We start from the raw sequence: 17,253 nt of genomic DNA, 5'->3' as shown, positions 1-17,253 counted from the left end.
GTACGGACGTTGAGGAGCACTTCGGGATGCACCCAAGCTGAAGTCCGAAAACGCCCCGGTCCGGCATGGCAAGGAAAGGGAATTCCATGCCCTCAGCGATGAGTGAAAGCACTGGAGCGGATCCCGCGATACCCGAGAGAACGGACGGCGCGGATCCGAAGACCTCGCCCGGCGCGGACCGGGAGAGCAACACCGGGAAAGGCGAGGGGAAGAGGCCTGCCGTCGGTACCGCCGGGTGGGCCGGGGTGCACCGGCCGCTCGCGGTCTTCTCGCTCGCGATGGGCGTCCTCAGTCTCGCCACGCTGGTCGGTCTGGCCGTCGACGACCGGATGCTGGCCGGAGCGCCGATCTGGCTCAAGCCCCTGCACTTCGCCTTCTCCCTCGCCGTGTACGGCGCCACCCTCGCCTGGCTGATCCCACGCATCCGGCGGTTCCCGCGCACCGCGTGGTGGGCCGGTACCCTGATCGCGCTCAGCTCCCTCGCCGAGATGGTGATCATCGGCGTACAGGCATGGCGCGGCACGTACAGCCACTTCAACATGACGACCGACGTCGACACGACCTTCATGAACAGCATGACGGTCGCCGTGATCGTGCTGTGGACGTCCAACCTCGTCGCCGCGATCCTGGTCCTGCGCGACCGTGCCCACTCCCTGCCGCTGCGCTACGGGATACGGCTGGGCCTCGTCCTCGCCGTGATCGGCATGGCACTCGGCATGCTGATGAACAACCCGACGCCGGAGCAGGCCCGGGCCGTGGAGGAGGGACTGCCCACCCTCGTCGGCGCCCACAACGTCGGTGTCGCGGACGGCGGTCCCGGCATGCCGCTGACCAACTGGAGCACCGAGGGCGGCGATCTGCGCATCCCGCACTTCGTCGGCATCCACGCGCTCCAGGTGGTGCCGTTGGCCGCCCTGGCCGTCGCCCACCTCGGCCGCCGTCGCCCCGGCTCCCGCCTCGCCGACGAACACACCGCCGCTCGCCTCGTCCTCGTCGTCGGCGCGGGCTGGGCGGGCCTGCTCGCCATCGTCACCTGGCAGGCCCTGCGCGGCCAGTCACTCATCCACCCGGACGCCCTCACCCTCACGGTCACCGGCGCGCTCCTGGCGGCCGGCGCCCTCGCGGCGACGCTCGCCCTGCGCGTACGGCGGTGAACGTCACGGTGCCCTTCCCACGGAGCACGGAGAGAGAACCCCTACATGTCCGAGACCACTCTGGCCTCGTCCGCTGAACCCGCCCTGCACATCACCTTCGCCCGTACGGTCGACCGGCGGCTGGTCCACCGCACCGCGGTCGCCGAGGTGTTCGTCACCGACGCCCGACAGGTCGGTGACTCCGTCTACCTCGCCGGTGCCCAGACCCCGCTGTCCCACAGCTACTACAACGACCATGTCCAGAGCCCCGCCGTCACCGATGTCCTCCTGGTCCTGGAGGCATGCCGCCAGGCCGCGGTGTGCGCCGCGCACACCTTCCTCGACATACCCATGGACACCGCGTTCCTCGTCAACGAGGTGTACGTGCGCCTGGACGACGCCGAGGCACTGCGCACCGGCGACGACCCCGGCGAACTCCGGCTGCTCACCGAGTACCCCACGGTACGGATGAAGGCGGACCGTGCCCGCAAGGTCGGCGTCGCCCAGGAACTGACCTTCAACGGCCGCCCGGTCGGCGTCTCCGGCATGCAGGTCAGCGCCATGACGAAGGCCGAGTACGCGGCGCTGCGCGAGTACCAGCGCGGTGGCGTCGCCCCCTCGACCCGCGAGGTGTCGCGCCCCGACCGCACCACGCTGCTCGCCCCCGAACAGGTCGGCCGGACCACGCGGAGCAACGTCGTGCTGGCCTCGCCCGCCTTCGCCGACAGACGGCTGACCGCCCAGCTGGCACCCGACTTCGACAACCGCAGCCTCTTCGACCACGAGTACGACCACTACCCGGCGATGACCCTCCTGGAGGGGGCCCGCCAGCTCGGCCTGCTCTCCGCCTACTGGCGCGGCCGGCAGCTGCGCCGCACCCATGTGCTCGGGGTGTCCGCCGCGTTCCTGCGCTTCGCCGAGCTGGACGCGCCCGTCGTGGTGAGTGCCCTGATGCCGACCGGCGACGACGACCCCGTCGACGTCACCTTCGAACAGTCGGGCCGCACGGTGGCCACCGCCTCGGTGTGGCTGTACGAGGAGCCGGACACCCCCGGGCGAGCGGAGGCGTCGCGGGGGGACGACCGGTGACGCGCGCCGTCGTACGTGCGGTCTGGACGGACTTCCGGGGGGTGCTCACCCCGCCGCTGTCCTGGGCCGTCGAGTCCTTCTGCCGGCCGGTCGGCCTGGAACCCCGGATGCTGCACACCGCGATGCGTGCGGTCGGCCGGGTGTACGGCGCCGGGGCCATGGAGGTCCTCGACACCCCCCTCGCGACCGAGGAGGAGTGGGGGCGGCTGGTCGAGGCCGCCCTCCACGACGAGTTCGGCGTCCGGGCCGACCTGTCCGGTTTCGCCGAGCGGTGGTTCGCGGACCGCCGGGTCAACCGGCCCTGGATCGACGAGCTGCGTCGGCTGCGCGCGGCCGGGGTCTTCGTCGGACTGTTGTCCAACATGCCGCCGGGCTGGGACCCGTACTGGCGGCTGATGGTGCCGCCGGAGAACTTCGACGACCTGGTGATGTCCTTCGAGGCCGGGTGCCGCAAGCCGGACCAGGAGATCTTCGACCTCGCGGTGCGCCGCTCCGGCGTCCCCGCGGAAGCCAGCCTGCTCGCCGACGACCTCGCGGAGAACTGCGCGGGCGCCGAGCGGGCCGGCTGGCGCGGACTGCATTTCACCGACACGGAGGACGCCATCCACACGGTGCGACAGGCCTGCGGACTCGCGCCGTCCGGGCCCACCACGCCCATCCCCGAGAGGAACGCGATATGAGCCGGACCGTACTGATCAGCGGAGGCAACCGCGGCATCGGCCTCGCCGTCGCCCGCGCGTTCGCCGAGGCCGGGGACAAGGTGGCGGTCACCTATCGCACCGGCGAACCCCCGGCCGGTCTCTTCGGCGTCGCCTGCGACGTCACCGACGACGCCTCCGTCCAGCGGGCCGTGGCCGAGACCGAGGCGCAGTACGGCCCCGTCGAGATCCTGGTGGCCAACGCGGGCATCACCCGGGACGGACTGCTGCCGCGCATGAGCGAGACCGACTTCCACGACGTCCTCGACACCAACGTCATGGGTGCCTTCCGACTGGCCAGGCACGCCACCGGCGGCATGCTCCGCAAGCGGTGGGGCCGACTGGTCTTCATGTCCTCGGTGATGGGCACCCTCGGCTCGCCGGGCCAGACCAACTACGCGGCCTCCAAGAGCGCTCTGGTGGGTCTCGCCCGTTCGCTGGCCTGGGAGTTCGGCGGCCGTAACATCACCGCCAACGTCGTCGCTCCCGGGCTGATCGAGACAGACATGATCGAGCACGTCACCGACAAACGGCGCGCCGACCTGATCGCCGACACCCCGCTCCGGCGCACCGGCACGGCCGAGGAGGTCGCCGCCGTCGTACGGTTCCTGGCCGGTGACGCGGCGTCCTTCGTCACCGGCGCCGTGGTGCCGGTCAGCGGCGGCATCGGCATGGGTCACTGACCCTGCGTCGGTCGGACGTGGCACGAGCGGACGGGGAGGGGCGCCCCGTCGTCATCGACTGCACCCCGCGCAGCGAGCTGACCCGTGAGGACATGGCGATCCTCGACCGGTGGACGCCGCTGGCGCCCGACCCCGAGGCCGCGGTGTGCGGCGGTCCGCACTGCCAGGCGGCCCGCCGCCTGGCCGGCGACCGGGGCGCCGCGGCCACGGGCAAGCGCGCCCGGCTGCGGAAGGTCGCCCGGGAACTCCACACGGCGTGGCTACGGCCGCACGGGGTCCGGCTGAGGGAGACGGACACCGATCTGCTCTTCACCCACCCGGCCATCGGTGGCATCGAACTCGCCCTGTGCCCCCAGCACGTCCTGCACACCGACCTGTGGGACCTGTGCGCGACCCTGCGGGACCTGACGGCGGGGAAGGACGCCACGGGCTGAACAGCGGCCGGGATCCCGGTGCCGAGATCGACGACCGACCAGCGGGTGCAACGACCAGTCGAAGGGGAACAGCATGCGCATCGTCCGCCATCACACATACGGTCCGCCCGACGTCCTGCGGAGCGAGGAGGCGCCCCCGCCCGTCTGCGGGCCGGGCGACGTGCTCGTACGGTCCGAGGCCATCGGCGTCGACCACGCCGACGTACAGCGCCGGCGCGGCACGTTCCCGCTCGGCGCTCCGCCCCTGCCGTACTGTCCCTCGGCCGATGTGTGCGGCACCGTCGTCGCGGTCGGCACGGGCGTGGACACGGTCACGCCCGGCACCCGGGTCACGGTGTGGAACGCGCCGAACGCCTACGCCGAGTACGTGGCCGCTCCGGCGGCCCGTGTCGTCCCGGTCCCGGACGGGATCGACCCGGCGGAGGCGACGGTCCTCGGCGCCACGGGCCGGGTCGCCGTGAACCTGCTGCACACCGCCCGGCTCGCGCCCGGCGAGACCGTACTCGTGCACGCCGGGGCCGGTGCGATCGGTCACCTCGCCGTCCAGGCGGCGCGTCTGCTGGGTGCCGGGCGGGTACTCGCCACCGCGGGCTCCCCGCCCAGGCTGGACTTCGTCCGCTCGCTCGGCGCGGACGCGGCCGTCGACTACACGGCCTCCGACTGGCCGGAGCGGGTCGCCGAGGCGGCCGGGGGCGACGGCGTGGACGTGATCCTGGACGGGGTCGGTGGCAAGCAACTCGTCACCGACACCGCTCTGCTGGCACCCTTCGGCCGCCTGGTGTTCTTCGGCGGCTCCGGCGGCGACACCCAACAGCCCGACATCCCCGTTCTGGACCTGCTGGGCATGCGTCAGATCACCGGCTTCAGCATGCCCGTCTTCGTCAAGGGCCGCCCCGACCTGGCCCGCCGCACGGTGAGCGACCTGCTGCGCTGGCTCACCGAGGGCACCCTCCGCCCGGTGATCCATGCCCGGGTCCCCCTCGACGAGGCCGCCCGCGCCCACGAACTCCTGGAAGAGCGCCGGGCGTCGGGCCGCGTGGTCCTCGTACCGTGACCGGGACCGCGAAGGTTCAGCCCGTGAGCCCCAACTCCCGCGCGATCAGCATCCGCTGGACCTCGCTCGTGCCCTCGCCGATCTCCAGGATCTTCGAGTCGCGCCACATACGGGCCACGGGGTACTCGTTCATGAAGCCGTAGCCGCCGTGGATCTGGGTGGCGTCGCGGGCGTTGTCCACGGCGATCGTCGACGAGTACAGCTTCGCCAGCGCCGCCTCCTTCTTGAAGGGTTCGCCGGAGACCAGGCGGTAGGCGGCGTCGCGCCAGGCGAGGCGGGCCGTGTGCGCCTTCATCTCCATGTCGGCGATCTTGAACTGGATGGCCTGGTTGGCGCCGATAGGCCGACCGAAGGCGTGACGTTCCTTCGCGTACTTCACCGACTCGTCCACGCAGCCCTGGGCGAGGCCGGTGGCGAGGGCCGAGATGGCGATGCGGCCCTCGTCGAGGATGCGCAGGAACTGGGCGTAGCCACGGCCGAGTTCGCCGAGGAGGTTCTCCGCCGGGACCCGTACGTCGGAGAACGACAGCTCACGGGTGTCGGAGGCGTTCCAGCCGACCTTGGAGTAGGGCGCCGCGACCGTGAAGCCGGGGGTGCCCGACGGGACGATGATCGACGAGATCAGCGGCTTGCCCTCAGGGGTGCGCCCGGTCACCGCCGTCACCGTGACCAGGCCCGTGATGTCGGTGCCCGAGTTGGTGATGAAGCACTTGCTGCCGTTGATGACCCATTCGTTCGTCGACTCGTCCAGGCGGGCCGTCGTCCTGGTCGCGCCCGCGTCCGAGCCGCCGTCGGGCTCCGTGAGGCCGAACGCGCCGAGCATCTCGCCCGAGCAGAGACGCGGCAGCCATTCCGCCTTCTGGGCCTCGGTGCCGAAGAGATGGATCGGCATCGCGCCCAGGGAGACCCCGGCTTCGAGCGTGATGGCCACGGACGAGTCCACCCGGGCCAGTTCCTCCAGCGCGATGCCCAGCGCCAGATAGTCGCCGCCCATGCCGCCGTACTCCTCGGGGAACGGCAGCCCGAACAGCCCCATGCGGCCCATCTCGCGCACGATCTCGTACGGGAACTCGTGCCGCTCGTAGAAGTCGCCGATCTTGGGCGCGACGACGTCGTGCGCGAACTCCTCCACCGTACGGCGGAGTTCTTCCAGCTCGGGGGAGAGACGGTGGTTCATGGAGGTCACTGCTCCTTCAGGTCCTCGTGGCCCTCGTCGTCCTCGTGGGACAGGGCTCGTACGGTGCGGGACGGGCTGGGTCGGCCCAGGTGGTCGGCCATCCACGCGCTGGTGGCGACGAGGCGGCCGAGGTCGACGCCGGTGTCGATGCCGAGTCCGCGCAGCATCCACACGAGGTCTTCGGTGGCGAGGTTCCCGGTGGCGGACTTCGCGTACGGGCAGCCGCCGAGGCCGCCCGCGGAGGCGTCCACGGTGGTGACGCCGTGCTGGAGCGCCGCGTAGGTGTTGGCGAGGGCCTGGCCGTAGGTGTCGTGGAAGTGCACGCCGAGCTTCCCGACGGGGACGTCCTCGGTGAGTGCGGTCAGCAGCGCCCGGACGTGCCCCGGGGTCGCCACCCCGATGGTGTCGCCGAGGCTGAGTTCGTCGCAGCCCATGTCGAGCAGGGCGTGGCAGACCTTGGTGACCTGGGGGATCGGGACCGCGCCCTCCCAGGGGTCGCCGAAGCACATGGACAGATAGCCGCGGACGTGCGCGCCCTCGGCCTTCGCCCGGCCGACGACCGGGGCGAACATCGCCAGCGCCTCGTCGACCGTGCGGTTGAGGTTGGCCCTGGCGAAGGACTCGGTGGCGCTGGCGAAGACGGCGATCCGGCGGGCGCCGAGGGCGAGGGCGCGGTCGAGGCCGCGCTCGTTGGGGACGAGGACGGGGAGGGCCACCGGCAGCTCGCTCACCAGGGGGAACAGGGCCTCCGCGTCGGCCAGTTGGGGCACCCACTTCGGGTGGACGAAGCTGGTGGCCTCGATCGTCGTGAGCCCGGCGTCGGCCAGGCGGCGGACGAACTCCGCCTTCACCTCGGTGGGCACGGTCGACTTCTCGTTCTGCAGGCCGTCCCGGGCACCGACCTCGTGGATCCGGACGCGGGCCGGCAGACCGGGCTCGGGGACCGCCATGGGCAGGGTCATCGCTCGACCTCCTCGTGGGGTGCGACGACCGCGAGGACCTGGTCCATGGCGACCGTCGTGCCCGGGGTGACGTCCAGCTCGGCGACCGTCCCGGCGTGCGGCGCGGAGACCACGTGCTCCATCTTCATCGCCTCCACCACCAGCAGGCTCTGCCCGGCGGTCACCACGTCCCCGACGGCCACCTTCACCACGGTGACGGTGCCCGGCATGGGGGCGGTGAGCGAGTCGGCGCCGGCGTGCGCGGAGCGGCTCAGGGACGCCGCCACGGGGTCGTGGTCGCGCACGTGCCAGGCGTCGCCGTCGCGGCCCAGCCATTCGGCGGCGTGGTCGAAGGTGTGGGTGACGCCGTCGAGGTGGAACGTGAGCCGGCCCTCGCCTCCGGGGCCCGGGAGCGCGCCCCGCAGGGGGGTGTCGGCGCCGTCCGGCAGCACCTCGGTCGCGCCGTCCGCCGTGCGGCGCACCCGCACGGTCACCGGCTCCAGGCCCGGCAGCCGCAGATGGTGCGCCGTCCACGCGCGCTCGCCGCCCAGCCGCCAGCCGGGCGCGGCGTCGAACGGATCGGTCCAGCCCGTGCCGTCGGCGTCGGCCGGGGTCAGCGCGGCCTGACGCAGCAGCGCCGCCGCCGCGAGGACCTCCACCGGCACCTCGTCCGGCACCAGCCCGTCCACCTCGCGCTCCACCAGCCCCGTGTCCAGCTCGCCCGCCACCACCGCCGGGTGGGCCAGCAGCCGGCGCAGGAACCCGGCGTTCGTCTGGACGCCCAGGGTGACCGTCTCCGCGAGGGCCGCCCTGAGCCGGCGCAGGGCGGTGGCCCGGTCGGGGCCGTACGCGATGACCTTGGAGAGCATCGGGTCGTACAGCGAGCCGACCTCCGTGCCCTCACTGAGACCCGAGTCCGTGCGGACGCCGTCGCCCTGGGGCTCGCGCAGCCGCAGGATCGTGCCGCCGGAGGGGAGGAAGCCGCGCGCGGGGTCCTCGGCGCACAGGCGGGCCTCCACCGCGTGCCCCGTCAGCCGCACGTCCTCCTGCCCGAAGGCCAGCCGCTCGCCCGCCGCGACCCGCAGCTGCCACTCCACCAGGTCGACTCCGGTGACCAGCTCGGTCACCGGGTGCTCGACCTGGAGGCGGGTGTTCATCTCCATGAAGTAGTACGAGGACGGGTCGCCGCCGGGGACGATGAACTCGACCGTGCCCGCGCCGGAGTAGCCGCAGGAGCGGGCCGCCTGCACGGCCGCCTCGCCCATCGCCGCCCGGGTCGCCTCGTCGAGCAGGACGCTCGGTGCCTCCTCGATGATCTTCTGGTGGCGGCGCTGGAGGGAGCACTCGCGCTCGCCGAGGTGGACCACATTGCCGTGGCCGTCGGCGAGGACCTGGATCTCGATGTGCCGGGGGCGGTCGATCCACCGCTCCACGAGGAGGGTGTCGTCGCCGAAGGAGGCGCGGGCCTCGCGCCGGGCGGCGGCGATCTCGTCGGCCAGCACGGCCGCGTCTCGGACCAGCCGCATGCCCTTGCCGCCGCCGCCCGCGCTGGGCTTCAGCAGCACCGGCATGCCGATCTCCCGCGCGGCGTCGGCGAGTTGGCCGTCCGTCAGACCGCTGCCGCTGGAGCCGGGCACCACCGGCACCCCGGCCGCCCGGACCGTCTCCTTGGCGCGGATCTTGTCGCCCATCAGGGAGATGGCGTCGGCGGGCGGGCCGATGAAGACGAGGCCCGCGTCGGCGCACGCCCGCGCGAAGACGGCGTTCTCCGCGAGGAAGCCGTACCCCGGGTGCACCGCCTGGGCGCCGGTGCGGGCGGCGGCCTCCAGCAGCCGCTCCACCGACAGATAGCTCTCCGCCGCCGGTGCCGGGCCGATCCGTACGGCCGTGTCGGCCTCCCGGACGTGCCGGGCGTCGGCGTCCGCGTCGGAGTACACGGCGACGGAGCGAACGCCCAGCGATCGCAGGGTGCGGATGACGCGGACGGCGATCTCGCCCCGGTTGGCCACGAGGACCGTGTCGAACATGCTCACTGTCAGCTCCCCCTCACATCCGGAAGACGCCGAACTGGGGGTCACCCAGGGGCGCGTTGGCACAGGCGGTCAGGGCCAGGCCGAGGACCTGCCGGGTGTCGAGGGGGTCGATGACCCCGTCGTCCCAGAGCCGGGCGGTGGCGTAGTACGCGTTGCCCTGGCGCTCGTACTGGGCGCGGATCGGGTCCTTGAAGGACTCCTCGTCCGCCGCCGGCCACTCCTCGCCGCGTGCCTCCAACTGGTCCCGCTTCACGGTCGCGAGGACGGACGCGGCCTGCTCACCGCCCATCACCGAGATCTTGGCGTTCGGCCACATCCACAGGAAGCGCGGCGAGTACGCCCGGCCGCACATCGAGTAGTTGCCCGCGCCGTACGAGCCGCCGACGACCACCGTCAGCTTGGGGACGCGGGTGCAGGCCACGGCCGTCACCATCTTGGCGCCGTGCTTGGCGATGCCCCCGGCCTCGTAGTCCCGGCCGACCATGAAGCCGGAGATGTTCTGGAGGAAGACCAGCGGGATGCCGCGCTGGTCGCACAGCTCGATGAAGTGGGCGCCCTTCTGGGCGGACTCGGAGAACAGGATGCCGTTGTTGGCGACGATCCCGACCGGGTGCCCGTGGATCCGGGCGAAGCCGGTGACGAGGGTCTGCCCGAACTCCGCCTTGAACTCGGCGAAGCGGGAACCGTCGACCACGCGCGCGATGACCTCCCGCACGTCGTACGGGGTGCGCGAGTCGACCGGCACCGCGCCGTACAGCGTGTACGGGTCGACCTTGGGCTCGACGGCCGGCTCGACCGACCAGGGCAGCGGGCCCCGGGCGGGCAGGGTGGAGACGATGGTCCGCACGATGCGCAGGGCGTGGGCGTCGCTCTCGGCGAGGTGGTCGGTGACGCCCGAGATCCGGGAGTGCACCTCGCCGCCGCCCAGTTCCTCGGCGGTGACGACCTCACCGGTGGCGGCCTTCACCAGCGGCGGGCCGCCGAGGAAGATCGTCCCCTGGTTGCGGACGATCACGGCCTCGTCGCTCATCGCCGGGACGTACGCGCCGCCCGCCGTGCACGAGCCGAGCACGGCGGCGATCTGCGGGATGCCGGCCCCCGACATCCGCGCCTGGTTGTAGAAGATCCGGCCGAAGTGCTCTCGGTCGGGGAAGACCTCGTCCTGCATCGGCAGGAAGGCGCCGCCGGAGTCGACGAGGTAGAGACAGGGCAGCCGGTTCTCCAGGGCCACCTCCTGGGCGCGCAGGTGCTTCTTCACCGTCATCGGGTAGTAGGTGCCGCCCTTGACGGTGGCGTCGTTGGCGACGACGACGCACTCGCGCCCGGCGACCCGGCCGATCCCGGCGATCACCCCCGCCGCCGGTGCCTGTCCCTCGTACATCCCGTCGGCCGCCAGCGGGGCCAGCTCCAGGAAGGGGGAGCCGGGGTCGAGGAGGGTGTCGACCCGGTCGCGCGGCAGCAGCTTGCCGCGGGCGGTGTGCCGGGCGCGCGCCTTCTCGCCGCCGCCGAGCCGGGCGGAGGCGAGCTTGCCGCGCAGCTCGTCCACCAGCGCGCGGTGGGCCTCCTCGTTGGCCCGCCAGGCTTCCGACGCGGGGTCGGCCGCGCTGTGAAGCTCCGGTGCCTCGTGCATCCTGCGAACCCCTCACCTTGTTAATGAGCGTTAACGCATTTCCTCCAGGTTAACGACCGCTAACCTCCCTGTCTAGAATTGTTCTCATGACCACCAGAACCGACGCCCCCACCCGTCGCGAGCAGATCCTCAAGGAGGCCGCACGGCTCTTCGCCGAGCGCGGCTTCCACGGCGTCGGTGTCGACGAGATAGGCGCCGCCGTGGGGATCAGCGGCCCCGGTCTCTACCGGCACTTCGCCGGCAAGGACGCGATGCTCGCCGAGCTGCTGGTCGGCATCAGCGGGCAGCTCCTGACGGGCGCCAAGCGGCGGCTGGCGGAGGCCGACGGGGGTCCGGCCGAGGCGGTCCTCGACTCGCTCATCGAGGGGCACATCGACTTCGCCCTGGACGACCGCCCCCTGATCACCCTGCACGACCGTGAGCTGGACCGCCTCCGCGACAGCGACCGCAAGCTGGTGCGCCAGCTCCAGCGCCAGTACGTCGAGCTGTGGGTGCAGGTGCTGCGTGAGGTCCACCCGGACCTCGCGGAGCCCGCCGCCCGCTCCGCCGTCCACTCGGTCTTCGGCCTGCTGAACTCCACCCCGCACCTCGGCCGCCCCGGCCCCCTCCCGGGCCGGACGGCCACCGCCGCCCTGCTGCACCGGATGGCGCGGGGGGCCTTCGGGGCGGCGGCCTCCGCCGACTGAGCGCCTTCTGTCAGGGTGAGGCGGCTGTCCGTGGGGGCGGGGAGCGGAGGCGGCGCCGTCCGCCGCGTCTCGGCCGATCGGGTTGCCGATCGGCTCGCCCGTCGGGTCGGGGAGCGAGCCGTGGGCGGCATGCGGACCGCTCGGGCGGGGACGGGCTCCGGATCGGCGTCGTTCGAGGGGCGGACGGGTCCGGCCGTCGCTGATCGAGGAGTTCGGCGGACCCCGCGGCGACCGACCGACCCCGGCACCCCGGAACCGGCCGGTCCGGCCGAGGCCGGGGCCGCTGCTGCGCGGGAGTGACGAGCGTTACGGGGGGAGGGGTCTGGACGGGCTTCGCTACCCGCCGGTACGGTTGTCTGAGCAAGCGCTTAGCCGTGTCGGTGCTTCCGCACCATCAGGTCGATGGAATCGCAACCATCCCTTGAGGAACCCCGACGGCGAGCAACCAGGTACGCGAGAGCGGCGCCGGTTTAGGCGCAGAGAGGGGCCGGCGGTGCGCCGTACGGTGTTCAACGAGGATCACGAGGCGTTCCGGGAGACCCTCCGTGCCTTCATCGAGGCCGAGGTCGTGCCGGTGTACGACGAGTGGCTCGCCGCGGGCCAGGCGCCGCGCGAGTTCTACTACAAGCTCGCCGAGCTGGGTGTCTTCGGCATCCGCGTCGACGAGGAGTACGGCGGCGCCGGCATCGACTCCTACAAGTTCGAGGCCGTCCTGTACGAGGAGACCGCCCGCGCGGGCATCACCTTCGGCGGCTCCGGCGTGCACGTCCTGCTCGGCCTGCCCTACATCAAGCTGCTCGCCACCGACGAGCAGAAGAAGCGCTTCCTGCCGAAGTTCGTCTCCGGCGAGGAGATGTGGGCCATCGCGATGACCGAGCCGGGCACCGGCTCCGACCTCGCGGGCATGCGCACCACCGCCAAGCTCTCCGAGGACGGCACGCACTACGTCCTCAACGGCGCCAAGACCTTCATCACCGGCGGCGTCCACGCCGACCGCATGATCGTCTGCGCCCGCACCGCCGCCCCGACCAAGGAGGACCGCCGCCACGGCATCTCCCTGTTCGTCGTGGACACCAAGGCCGAGGGCTACTCGGTCGGCCGCAAGCTCGACAAGCTCGGCCTGAAGACCTCCGACACCGCCGAGCTGGCGTTCGTCGACGTCAAGGTGCCCGTCGAGGACCTCCTCGGCGAGGAGAACAAGGGCTTCTACTACCTCGGCCACAACCTCGCCTCCGAGCGCTGGGGCATCGCCTACGGCGCCTACGCGCAGGCCAAGGCCGCCATCCGGTTCGCCAAGCAGTACGTGCAGGAGCGCGTCGTCTTCGGCCAGCCCGTCGCCGCCTTCCAGAACACCAAGTTCGAGCTGGCCGCCTGCCAGGCCGAGGTCGACGCCGCCGAGGCCGTCGTGGACCGCGCCACCGAGGGGCTGGACGCGGGCGAGCTGACCGCCGCCGAGGCCGCCTCCGCCAAGCTGTTCACCACCGAGGTCGCCCACCGCGTCATCGACCGCTGCCTCCAGCTGCACGGCGGCTACGGCTTCATGAACGAGTACCCGATCGCCCGCCTGTACGCGGACAACCGCGTCAACCGCATCTACGGCGGCACCAGCGAGATCATGAAGACGATCATCGCCAAGGACATGGGTCTGTAAGGCACCGGAAACCGCTGCACAGTACAACTGACCCCATGAGTCAGCCCGCACTGCAGTCTCTCCTCGATCTGCTCGACCTGGAGCAGATCGAGGAGAACATCTTCCGCGGCCAGTCCCGGCCCGCCATCGTCCCCCGGGTCTTCGGCGGGCAGGTCGCGGCCCAGGCGCTCGTCGCCGCCGGGCGAACGGTCCCCGCCGACCGGCTCCCGCACTCCCTCCACGCGTACTTCCTGCGCATCGGCGACGCCGGCGCGCCCATCGTCTACACCGTGGAGCGCATGAACGACGGCCGCTCCTTCACCGCGCGCCGCGTCGTCGCCGTCCAGCACGGCCAGCCGATCTTCGCCCTCTCCGCGTCCTTCCAGCGGTACGAGGACGGCCTCGACCACCAGGCCCCGATGCCCGCCGCGCCCGACCCGGAGACCCTCCCCACCGCCGAGGAACGCCTCCCGGCGTACGACCTCGACCCGGCCGTGGTGGAGAAGATGCTGGAGTCCCGGGCCGCCGTCGACCTGCGCTACGTCGAGGATCCGCCCTACGGCCGCTACGGCGAGCCCCGCGAACCCCACTCCCAGGTCTGGTTCCGCGCCGACGGCAAGCTCGACGGTGCCGCCGACGACCCGCTGCTGCACGTCGTCCTCGCCACCTACGTCTCCGACATGACGCTCCTCGACTCCATCCTGCTCGCGCACGGACGCGGCGGCTGGGCCGTCGGCGACGTCGTCGGGGCCTCCCTCGACCACGCCATGTGGTTCCACCGGCCCTTCCGCGCCGACGAATGGCTCCTGTACGACCAGGAGTCACCGTCGGCGGCGGCCGGCCGGGGCCTCGGCCAGGGCCGGATCTACACCCGGGACGGCCGCCTCGCGATCTCCGTGATCCAGGAGGGCGTGGTGCGCGTCCCGAGGGAGCGGCCGAAAGATCCGGCGGATCCGGCGGAGCCGGGGGCTACGCCCCGCTGAGCCCCGCCTGCTCCAGCAGGTACGCCGACATCGGGTCGTAGTGGCGCGGGCTGACCACGTGGTCGTCCAGGGGCACCACGACCTGGAGGGTGCCCTCGGACTCGCCGAGGAAGAGCGCCGGGTCGTTGGAGTCGGCGTACCCGACGGAGTCGATACCGAGCTGGCCGGCGCAGCCCGCCCAGCCGTGGTCGGCGACGACCAGGTCGGGCAGCGGGCGGCCGGCGCCCTCCAGGCCCCGCAGGATGGCGCGCATCGGCTCGGGGGAGTGGGTGTGCCACAGGGTGGCGCCGTGTTCGAGGACCGCGACGTCCGCGAACTGCATGACGTACCCCTCCTCCGTCTGCAGGCCGTCGGGGATGACGACGATCTCGCAGCCGGCCGCGCGCAGCGCCCGCGCGGTCTCGTGGTGCACCTGGAGCAGGCCGCCGGGGTGGCCGGTGGCGAACAGGACGCGCTGGCCGCCCTCCGCCGCCTTGCGCAGCCGGGCCGCCATGCGCTCCAGTGCGTCGACCGTCAGGTCCGGGTCGATGGTGTCCTGGCCGTAGCGGTGACCCGGGTCGTCGTTCACCCCGACGCGCTCCGCCATCACCGCCAGCACGTCCTGCTCGTCGCTCCAGCGGTCCCCGAGCTCCAGGCCGAGCCAGTAGTGGCGGTTGCCGTTGGCCAGTTCGCGGTAGTGGGAGAGGTTGTTCTCGCGCGGCGTGGCGACATCGCCCGCGATACGCGTCCGTACGAGGTGCTCGACGAGCTCGGCGCGGCTGGGGGTCCCGGGTATCGGCATGCGTCCATTGTGAGGCAGACAACTGCCCGAGTCGCGAGCGTCCCGCCCGCTGCGACCTGCGTCACTCCGCCCGGCGCGCGGAGACGACCGCGTCGATCGCGGCGATCCGCCCGGCGAGGTCACCGGCGGGCACCTCGACGAGTTCGTGGCCGAACGCGCGATAGGTGTCCGCGTGGATCCGCTCGAACTCCAGCGACTGCCGGAAACTGATGCGGCGTGCGGCGGTGGGCTCGCAGAAACCCAGGTTGCGGACGAAGAACACCTGCCGCTCGTACACGGCCCGGCTGGTGACCCGTTCGACCTCGGCGGTCAGTGCCGGGGTCGGCGGGCGCCCCTGGTAGGTGGCGAGCGCGAGCGTGCACAGCGGCGAACGGTCGTACACCTGGACGCCGTCGGCGGTCGAGGCCGCCAACTGCCGCTGTTTCTGCAGCTCCACGATCTCGTCGACGAACCACTCCCGGGTCCACGGCTCGTCCTCGCCACGCGCCTGCGCCCGGGCGATGACCTCGGTGGCCGCCTCCTCGATCACCGTGTGCCCGAGCGCGGCGAGGCCCCGCAGGATGGTCGTCTTGCCGGCCCCGGGGGTGCCGGTGAGCACGTATCTGCGCATGCCGCCAAGGCTAGGTCCCGCGGGAGGGGCTGGGAGGGCGCCCCAAGAGGTTCGCCGGTCAGCCTTGTCGTAGCGCGAACCACAGCTCCATGCGGACGTCCGGGTCGTCGAGGTCGGTGTCCAGCAAGGTGGCGCAGCGGGCGACGCGTTGGCGGACCGTGTTGCGGTGGACGGCCAGGGCGACGGCCGTGCGGTCCCAACTGCCGTGCAGGGAGAGCCAGGTGCGCAGCGTCTCGACGAGGGCGGCGGCGCCGGGCGCGGCGGTGAGCGGGGCCAGCAGGGCCTCGGCGTGGGCGGTCGCGTCCTCCGTCGGCACGAGCTGGGCCAGCGTCGTCGGGAGCCCGTGCCGGACCAGTGCCGTCCGGGTGGCCCGGGCGCGGGCCAGCGCACGGGCGGCCTGTACGTCGGCGGTGGGCCACGCGTGCGGCTCGGCGGGGGCGCTCACCCCGCACGTCCAGCCCGGCTGCTCGCGGATCTCCCGGCCGGCGGGGACGAGGACGCGGACGACGTCGCCGTGGACGTCGGCCAGCGCGGAGCCCAGGGCCGCGCCGAGGGCCGCCGCGGCGAGGGCCTCCGGCCGGGGGGCGCCCTCGGCGGGGCGGGCGTGGACGACGAGCCAGTGGGTGCCCGGGTCCAGCAGGGGAGCGACCTCCTCCGGCTCGGCGCCGAGCAGGAGCCGGACCAGCGCCGAGGTGCGGGCCGCGCCGGTGCCGCTCTGGCGTTCACCGGTGAGGAGGGAGAGCAGGACGGCGGCGACCGAGGCGATGGTGTGGTCGCCGGGGGTGCGGTGGGGGATGGCCACGCCGAGGGTGAAGCCGTGGGAGGCGCCCAGGGCGTAGGCGGCGAGGTGGGTGCCGTCGACCGTATCGGTGGCGGAGGTGGGGGGAGAGGTGCGCGCGGAGGGGGCGGGGGGTTGGGGTGCGTTGTGGCTGGTCGCGCCGTTCCCCGCGCCCCTGGTGGGGTGGGGGCGGACCACGGTGGTGAGTGCTGCCAGGCCTTGGGCGACCGGGTCGCCGTACTCGCGCCCCGTCGCTGCCAGTTCCGTGCCGTCCGGGCCGTACAGCACCGCCCGGCCGGAGACGCGCCGGGCCAGCTGCCGCAGGACCGCGCGGACCGGGTCCGGGCGGGACGCGGCCGCCGCCAGGCTCTGCTGGGCCTCGGTGACCCGGCGGAGTTCCGCGTGCCTGGCCCGGGCCATCAGCTGCCAGACCGCGCGGGCGACGCCGGAGAAGGTGGTGCCGGGCGGGACCTCGATCAGGGGCAGGCCGTGGGCGTCGCAGGCGGCGACCAGGGCCCTGGGGACGCTGTCGTGGACGGGGGCGACGCCGAAACCGAGGGCCGCGCCGCCCGCCGCGACGATGCGCGCGACGTACGCGTCGAAGTGGTCGTCGACGGAGGTGCCCGCGTCGGCCGCTGCCGGGACGTGGACGCCGGCCGTCAGCAGCAGCTCGCCGCCGAGCAGGTACGGGTACGGGTCCGGCATCTCCGAGGCGTGCGCCGAGTGGATCTCCGTCCCCGCGTCCACCGGACCGGTGATCTGCCGCAGACCCAGGTCGCCGTGGGCCAGCAGCGCCGACAGGGGCACGGGCGGGGTGGGCGGGACGGCCGGGGCGGGGGGTGCGGTCGGGTCCGACGCCATGTGCACTTCCTCCATTCCGTCCCGCTTGAATGGAGGAAACGTACACTTCGCA

The 17,253-nt window shown here is 72.8% G+C and carries 16 protein-coding genes; 9 read left to right on the top strand and 7 right to left on the bottom strand.

Going from position 1 to position 17,253, the window contains the following annotated elements:
* Window positions 1–98: 98 nt before the first annotated feature.
* The 6 genes from ACZ52C_RS23600 (at window position 99) to ACZ52C_RS23575 (ending at window position 5,091) form a co-directional block, all read left to right on the top strand.
* Entirely contained in the window at window positions 99–1,154 is a 1,056-nt protein-coding gene (locus ACZ52C_RS23600; RefSeq protein ID WP_469076598.1) for a hypothetical protein, read from the top strand.
* Between the two features lie 45 nt (window positions 1,155–1,199).
* The gene (locus ACZ52C_RS23595) at window positions 1,200–2,222 is read left to right on the top strand and encodes an AfsA-related hotdog domain-containing protein (protein ID WP_469076597.1); all 1,023 of its coding nucleotides are present in this window, start codon (window positions 1,200–1,202) and stop codon (window positions 2,220–2,222) included.
* Complete coding sequence (locus ACZ52C_RS23590) at window positions 2,219–2,902, top strand: HAD-IA family hydrolase (protein WP_469076596.1); 684 nt, start codon at window positions 2,219–2,221, stop codon at window positions 2,900–2,902. Before ACZ52C_RS23595 ends, ACZ52C_RS23590 begins: the two co-directional genes overlap by 4 nt.
* Window positions 2,899–3,603 carry a 3-oxoacyl-ACP reductase FabG gene (gene fabG / locus ACZ52C_RS23585; protein WP_469076595.1) on the top strand — a complete coding sequence of 235 codons (705 nt, stop codon included), beginning with the start codon at window positions 2,899–2,901 and terminating at the stop codon, window positions 3,601–3,603. Before ACZ52C_RS23590 ends, fabG begins: the two co-directional genes overlap by 4 nt.
* A gap of 17 nt (window positions 3,604–3,620) precedes the next feature.
* Entirely contained in the window at window positions 3,621–4,037 is a 417-nt protein-coding gene (locus ACZ52C_RS23580; RefSeq protein ID WP_469076594.1) for a hypothetical protein, read from the top strand.
* 73 nt (window positions 4,038–4,110) lie between these two features.
* On the top strand, window positions 4,111–5,091 hold the full coding sequence (locus ACZ52C_RS23575; protein ID WP_469076593.1) for a quinone oxidoreductase family protein: 981 nt from the start codon (window positions 4,111–4,113) through the stop codon (window positions 5,089–5,091).
* A 16-nt stretch (window positions 5,092–5,107) separates the two neighbouring features.
* On the opposite strand, the gene ACZ52C_RS23570 is transcribed toward ACZ52C_RS23575, so the two are convergent.
* Genes ACZ52C_RS23570 through ACZ52C_RS23555 form a run of 4 tightly spaced genes read right to left on the bottom strand, consistent with a single transcriptional unit; the run spans window position 5,108 to window position 10,872 of the window.
* Window positions 5,108–6,268, bottom strand: a complete 1,161-nt coding sequence (locus ACZ52C_RS23570) for an acyl-CoA dehydrogenase family protein (protein ID WP_469076592.1) — start codon at window positions 6,266–6,268, stop codon at window positions 5,108–5,110.
* A 5-nt stretch (window positions 6,269–6,273) separates the two neighbouring features.
* A complete protein-coding gene (locus tag ACZ52C_RS23565) occupies window positions 6,274–7,230 on the bottom strand; it encodes a hydroxymethylglutaryl-CoA lyase (RefSeq protein WP_469076591.1) in 957 nt (318 codons plus the stop codon).
* The gene (locus ACZ52C_RS23560; RefSeq protein ID WP_469076832.1) at window positions 7,227–9,236 is read right to left on the bottom strand and encodes an acetyl/propionyl/methylcrotonyl-CoA carboxylase subunit alpha; all 2,010 of its coding nucleotides are present in this window, start codon (window positions 9,234–9,236) and stop codon (window positions 7,227–7,229) included. Before ACZ52C_RS23560 ends, ACZ52C_RS23565 begins: the two co-directional genes overlap by 4 nt.
* A gap of 19 nt (window positions 9,237–9,255) precedes the next feature.
* A complete protein-coding gene (locus tag ACZ52C_RS23555) occupies window positions 9,256–10,872 on the bottom strand; it encodes a carboxyl transferase domain-containing protein (RefSeq protein WP_469076590.1) in 1,617 nt (538 codons plus the stop codon).
* An 86-nt stretch (window positions 10,873–10,958) separates the two neighbouring features.
* On the opposite strand from ACZ52C_RS23555, the gene ACZ52C_RS23550 reads away from it, so the two are divergent.
* The 3 genes from ACZ52C_RS23550 to ACZ52C_RS23540 all read left to right on the top strand — a co-directional run bounded on the left by ACZ52C_RS23550 (window position 10,959) and on the right by ACZ52C_RS23540 (window position 14,171).
* Window positions 10,959–11,558 (top strand): SACE_7040 family transcriptional regulator, encoded by a 600-nt coding sequence (locus tag ACZ52C_RS23550; protein ID WP_469076589.1) that lies wholly within the window; start codon window positions 10,959–10,961, stop codon window positions 11,556–11,558.
* Window positions 11,559–12,051: 493 nt separating this feature from the next.
* Window positions 12,052–13,209 (top strand): acyl-CoA dehydrogenase family protein, encoded by a 1,158-nt coding sequence (locus ACZ52C_RS23545; RefSeq protein WP_469076588.1) that lies wholly within the window; start codon window positions 12,052–12,054, stop codon window positions 13,207–13,209.
* Window positions 13,210–13,244: 35 nt separating this feature from the next.
* On the top strand, window positions 13,245–14,171 hold the full coding sequence (locus ACZ52C_RS23540; protein WP_469076587.1) for an acyl-CoA thioesterase: 927 nt from the start codon (window positions 13,245–13,247) through the stop codon (window positions 14,169–14,171).
* On the opposite strand, the gene ACZ52C_RS23535 is transcribed toward ACZ52C_RS23540, so the two are convergent.
* From ACZ52C_RS23535 to ACZ52C_RS23525, 3 genes are all read right to left on the bottom strand, one after another.
* A complete protein-coding gene (locus tag ACZ52C_RS23535) occupies window positions 14,158–14,952 on the bottom strand; it encodes a phosphatase (RefSeq protein WP_086784533.1) in 795 nt (264 codons plus the stop codon). The two genes, ACZ52C_RS23540 and ACZ52C_RS23535, sit on opposite strands and share 14 nt — an antisense overlap.
* 61 nt (window positions 14,953–15,013) lie before the next feature.
* The gene (locus ACZ52C_RS23530) at window positions 15,014–15,562 is read right to left on the bottom strand and encodes an ATP/GTP-binding protein (RefSeq protein ID WP_469076586.1); all 549 of its coding nucleotides are present in this window, start codon (window positions 15,560–15,562) and stop codon (window positions 15,014–15,016) included.
* 58 nt (window positions 15,563–15,620) lie between these two features.
* Window positions 15,621–17,201, bottom strand: a complete 1,581-nt coding sequence (locus tag ACZ52C_RS23525; protein WP_469076585.1) for a PucR family transcriptional regulator ligand-binding domain-containing protein — start codon at window positions 17,199–17,201, stop codon at window positions 15,621–15,623.
* Between the last annotated feature and the right edge of the window lie 52 nt (window positions 17,202–17,253).

This window comes from Streptomyces sp. NPDC034049 (genome assembly GCF_055575575.1).
This window is presented reverse-complemented; position numbering and strand designations above follow the sequence as displayed.

Bases quoted from the DNA above. Each gene is read 5' to 3' on its own strand.
- ACZ52C_RS23600 (WP_469076598.1), top strand. From the start codon at position 99: ATGAGTGAAAGCACTGGAGCGGATCCCGCGATACCCGAGAGAACGGAC.
- ACZ52C_RS23595 (WP_469076597.1), top strand. From the start codon at position 1,200: ATGTCCGAGACCACTCTGGCCTCGTCCGCTGAACCCGCCCTGCACATC.
- fabG (WP_469076595.1), top strand. From the start codon at position 2,899: ATGAGCCGGACCGTACTGATCAGCGGAGGCAACCGCGGCATCGGCCTC.
- ACZ52C_RS23575 (WP_469076593.1), top strand. From the start codon at position 4,111: ATGCGCATCGTCCGCCATCACACATACGGTCCGCCCGACGTCCTGCGG.
- ACZ52C_RS23570 (WP_469076592.1), bottom strand. From the start codon at position 6,268: ATGAACCACCGTCTCTCCCCCGAGCTGGAAGAACTCCGCCGTACGGTG.
- ACZ52C_RS23565 (WP_469076591.1), bottom strand. From the start codon at position 7,230: ATGACCCTGCCCATGGCGGTCCCCGAGCCCGGTCTGCCGGCCCGCGTC.
- ACZ52C_RS23560 (WP_469076832.1), bottom strand. From the start codon at position 9,236: ATGTTCGACACGGTCCTCGTGGCCAACCGGGGCGAGATCGCCGTCCGC.
- ACZ52C_RS23555 (WP_469076590.1), bottom strand. From the start codon at position 10,872: ATGCACGAGGCACCGGAGCTTCACAGCGCGGCCGACCCCGCGTCGGAA.
- ACZ52C_RS23550 (WP_469076589.1), top strand. From the start codon at position 10,959: ATGACCACCAGAACCGACGCCCCCACCCGTCGCGAGCAGATCCTCAAG.
- ACZ52C_RS23540 (WP_469076587.1), top strand. From the start codon at position 13,245: ATGAGTCAGCCCGCACTGCAGTCTCTCCTCGATCTGCTCGACCTGGAG.
- ACZ52C_RS23535 (WP_086784533.1), bottom strand. From the start codon at position 14,952: ATGCCGATACCCGGGACCCCCAGCCGCGCCGAGCTCGTCGAGCACCTC.
- ACZ52C_RS23530 (WP_469076586.1), bottom strand. From the start codon at position 15,562: ATGCGCAGATACGTGCTCACCGGCACCCCCGGGGCCGGCAAGACGACC.
- ACZ52C_RS23525 (WP_469076585.1), bottom strand. From the start codon at position 17,201: ATGGCGTCGGACCCGACCGCACCCCCCGCCCCGGCCGTCCCGCCCACC.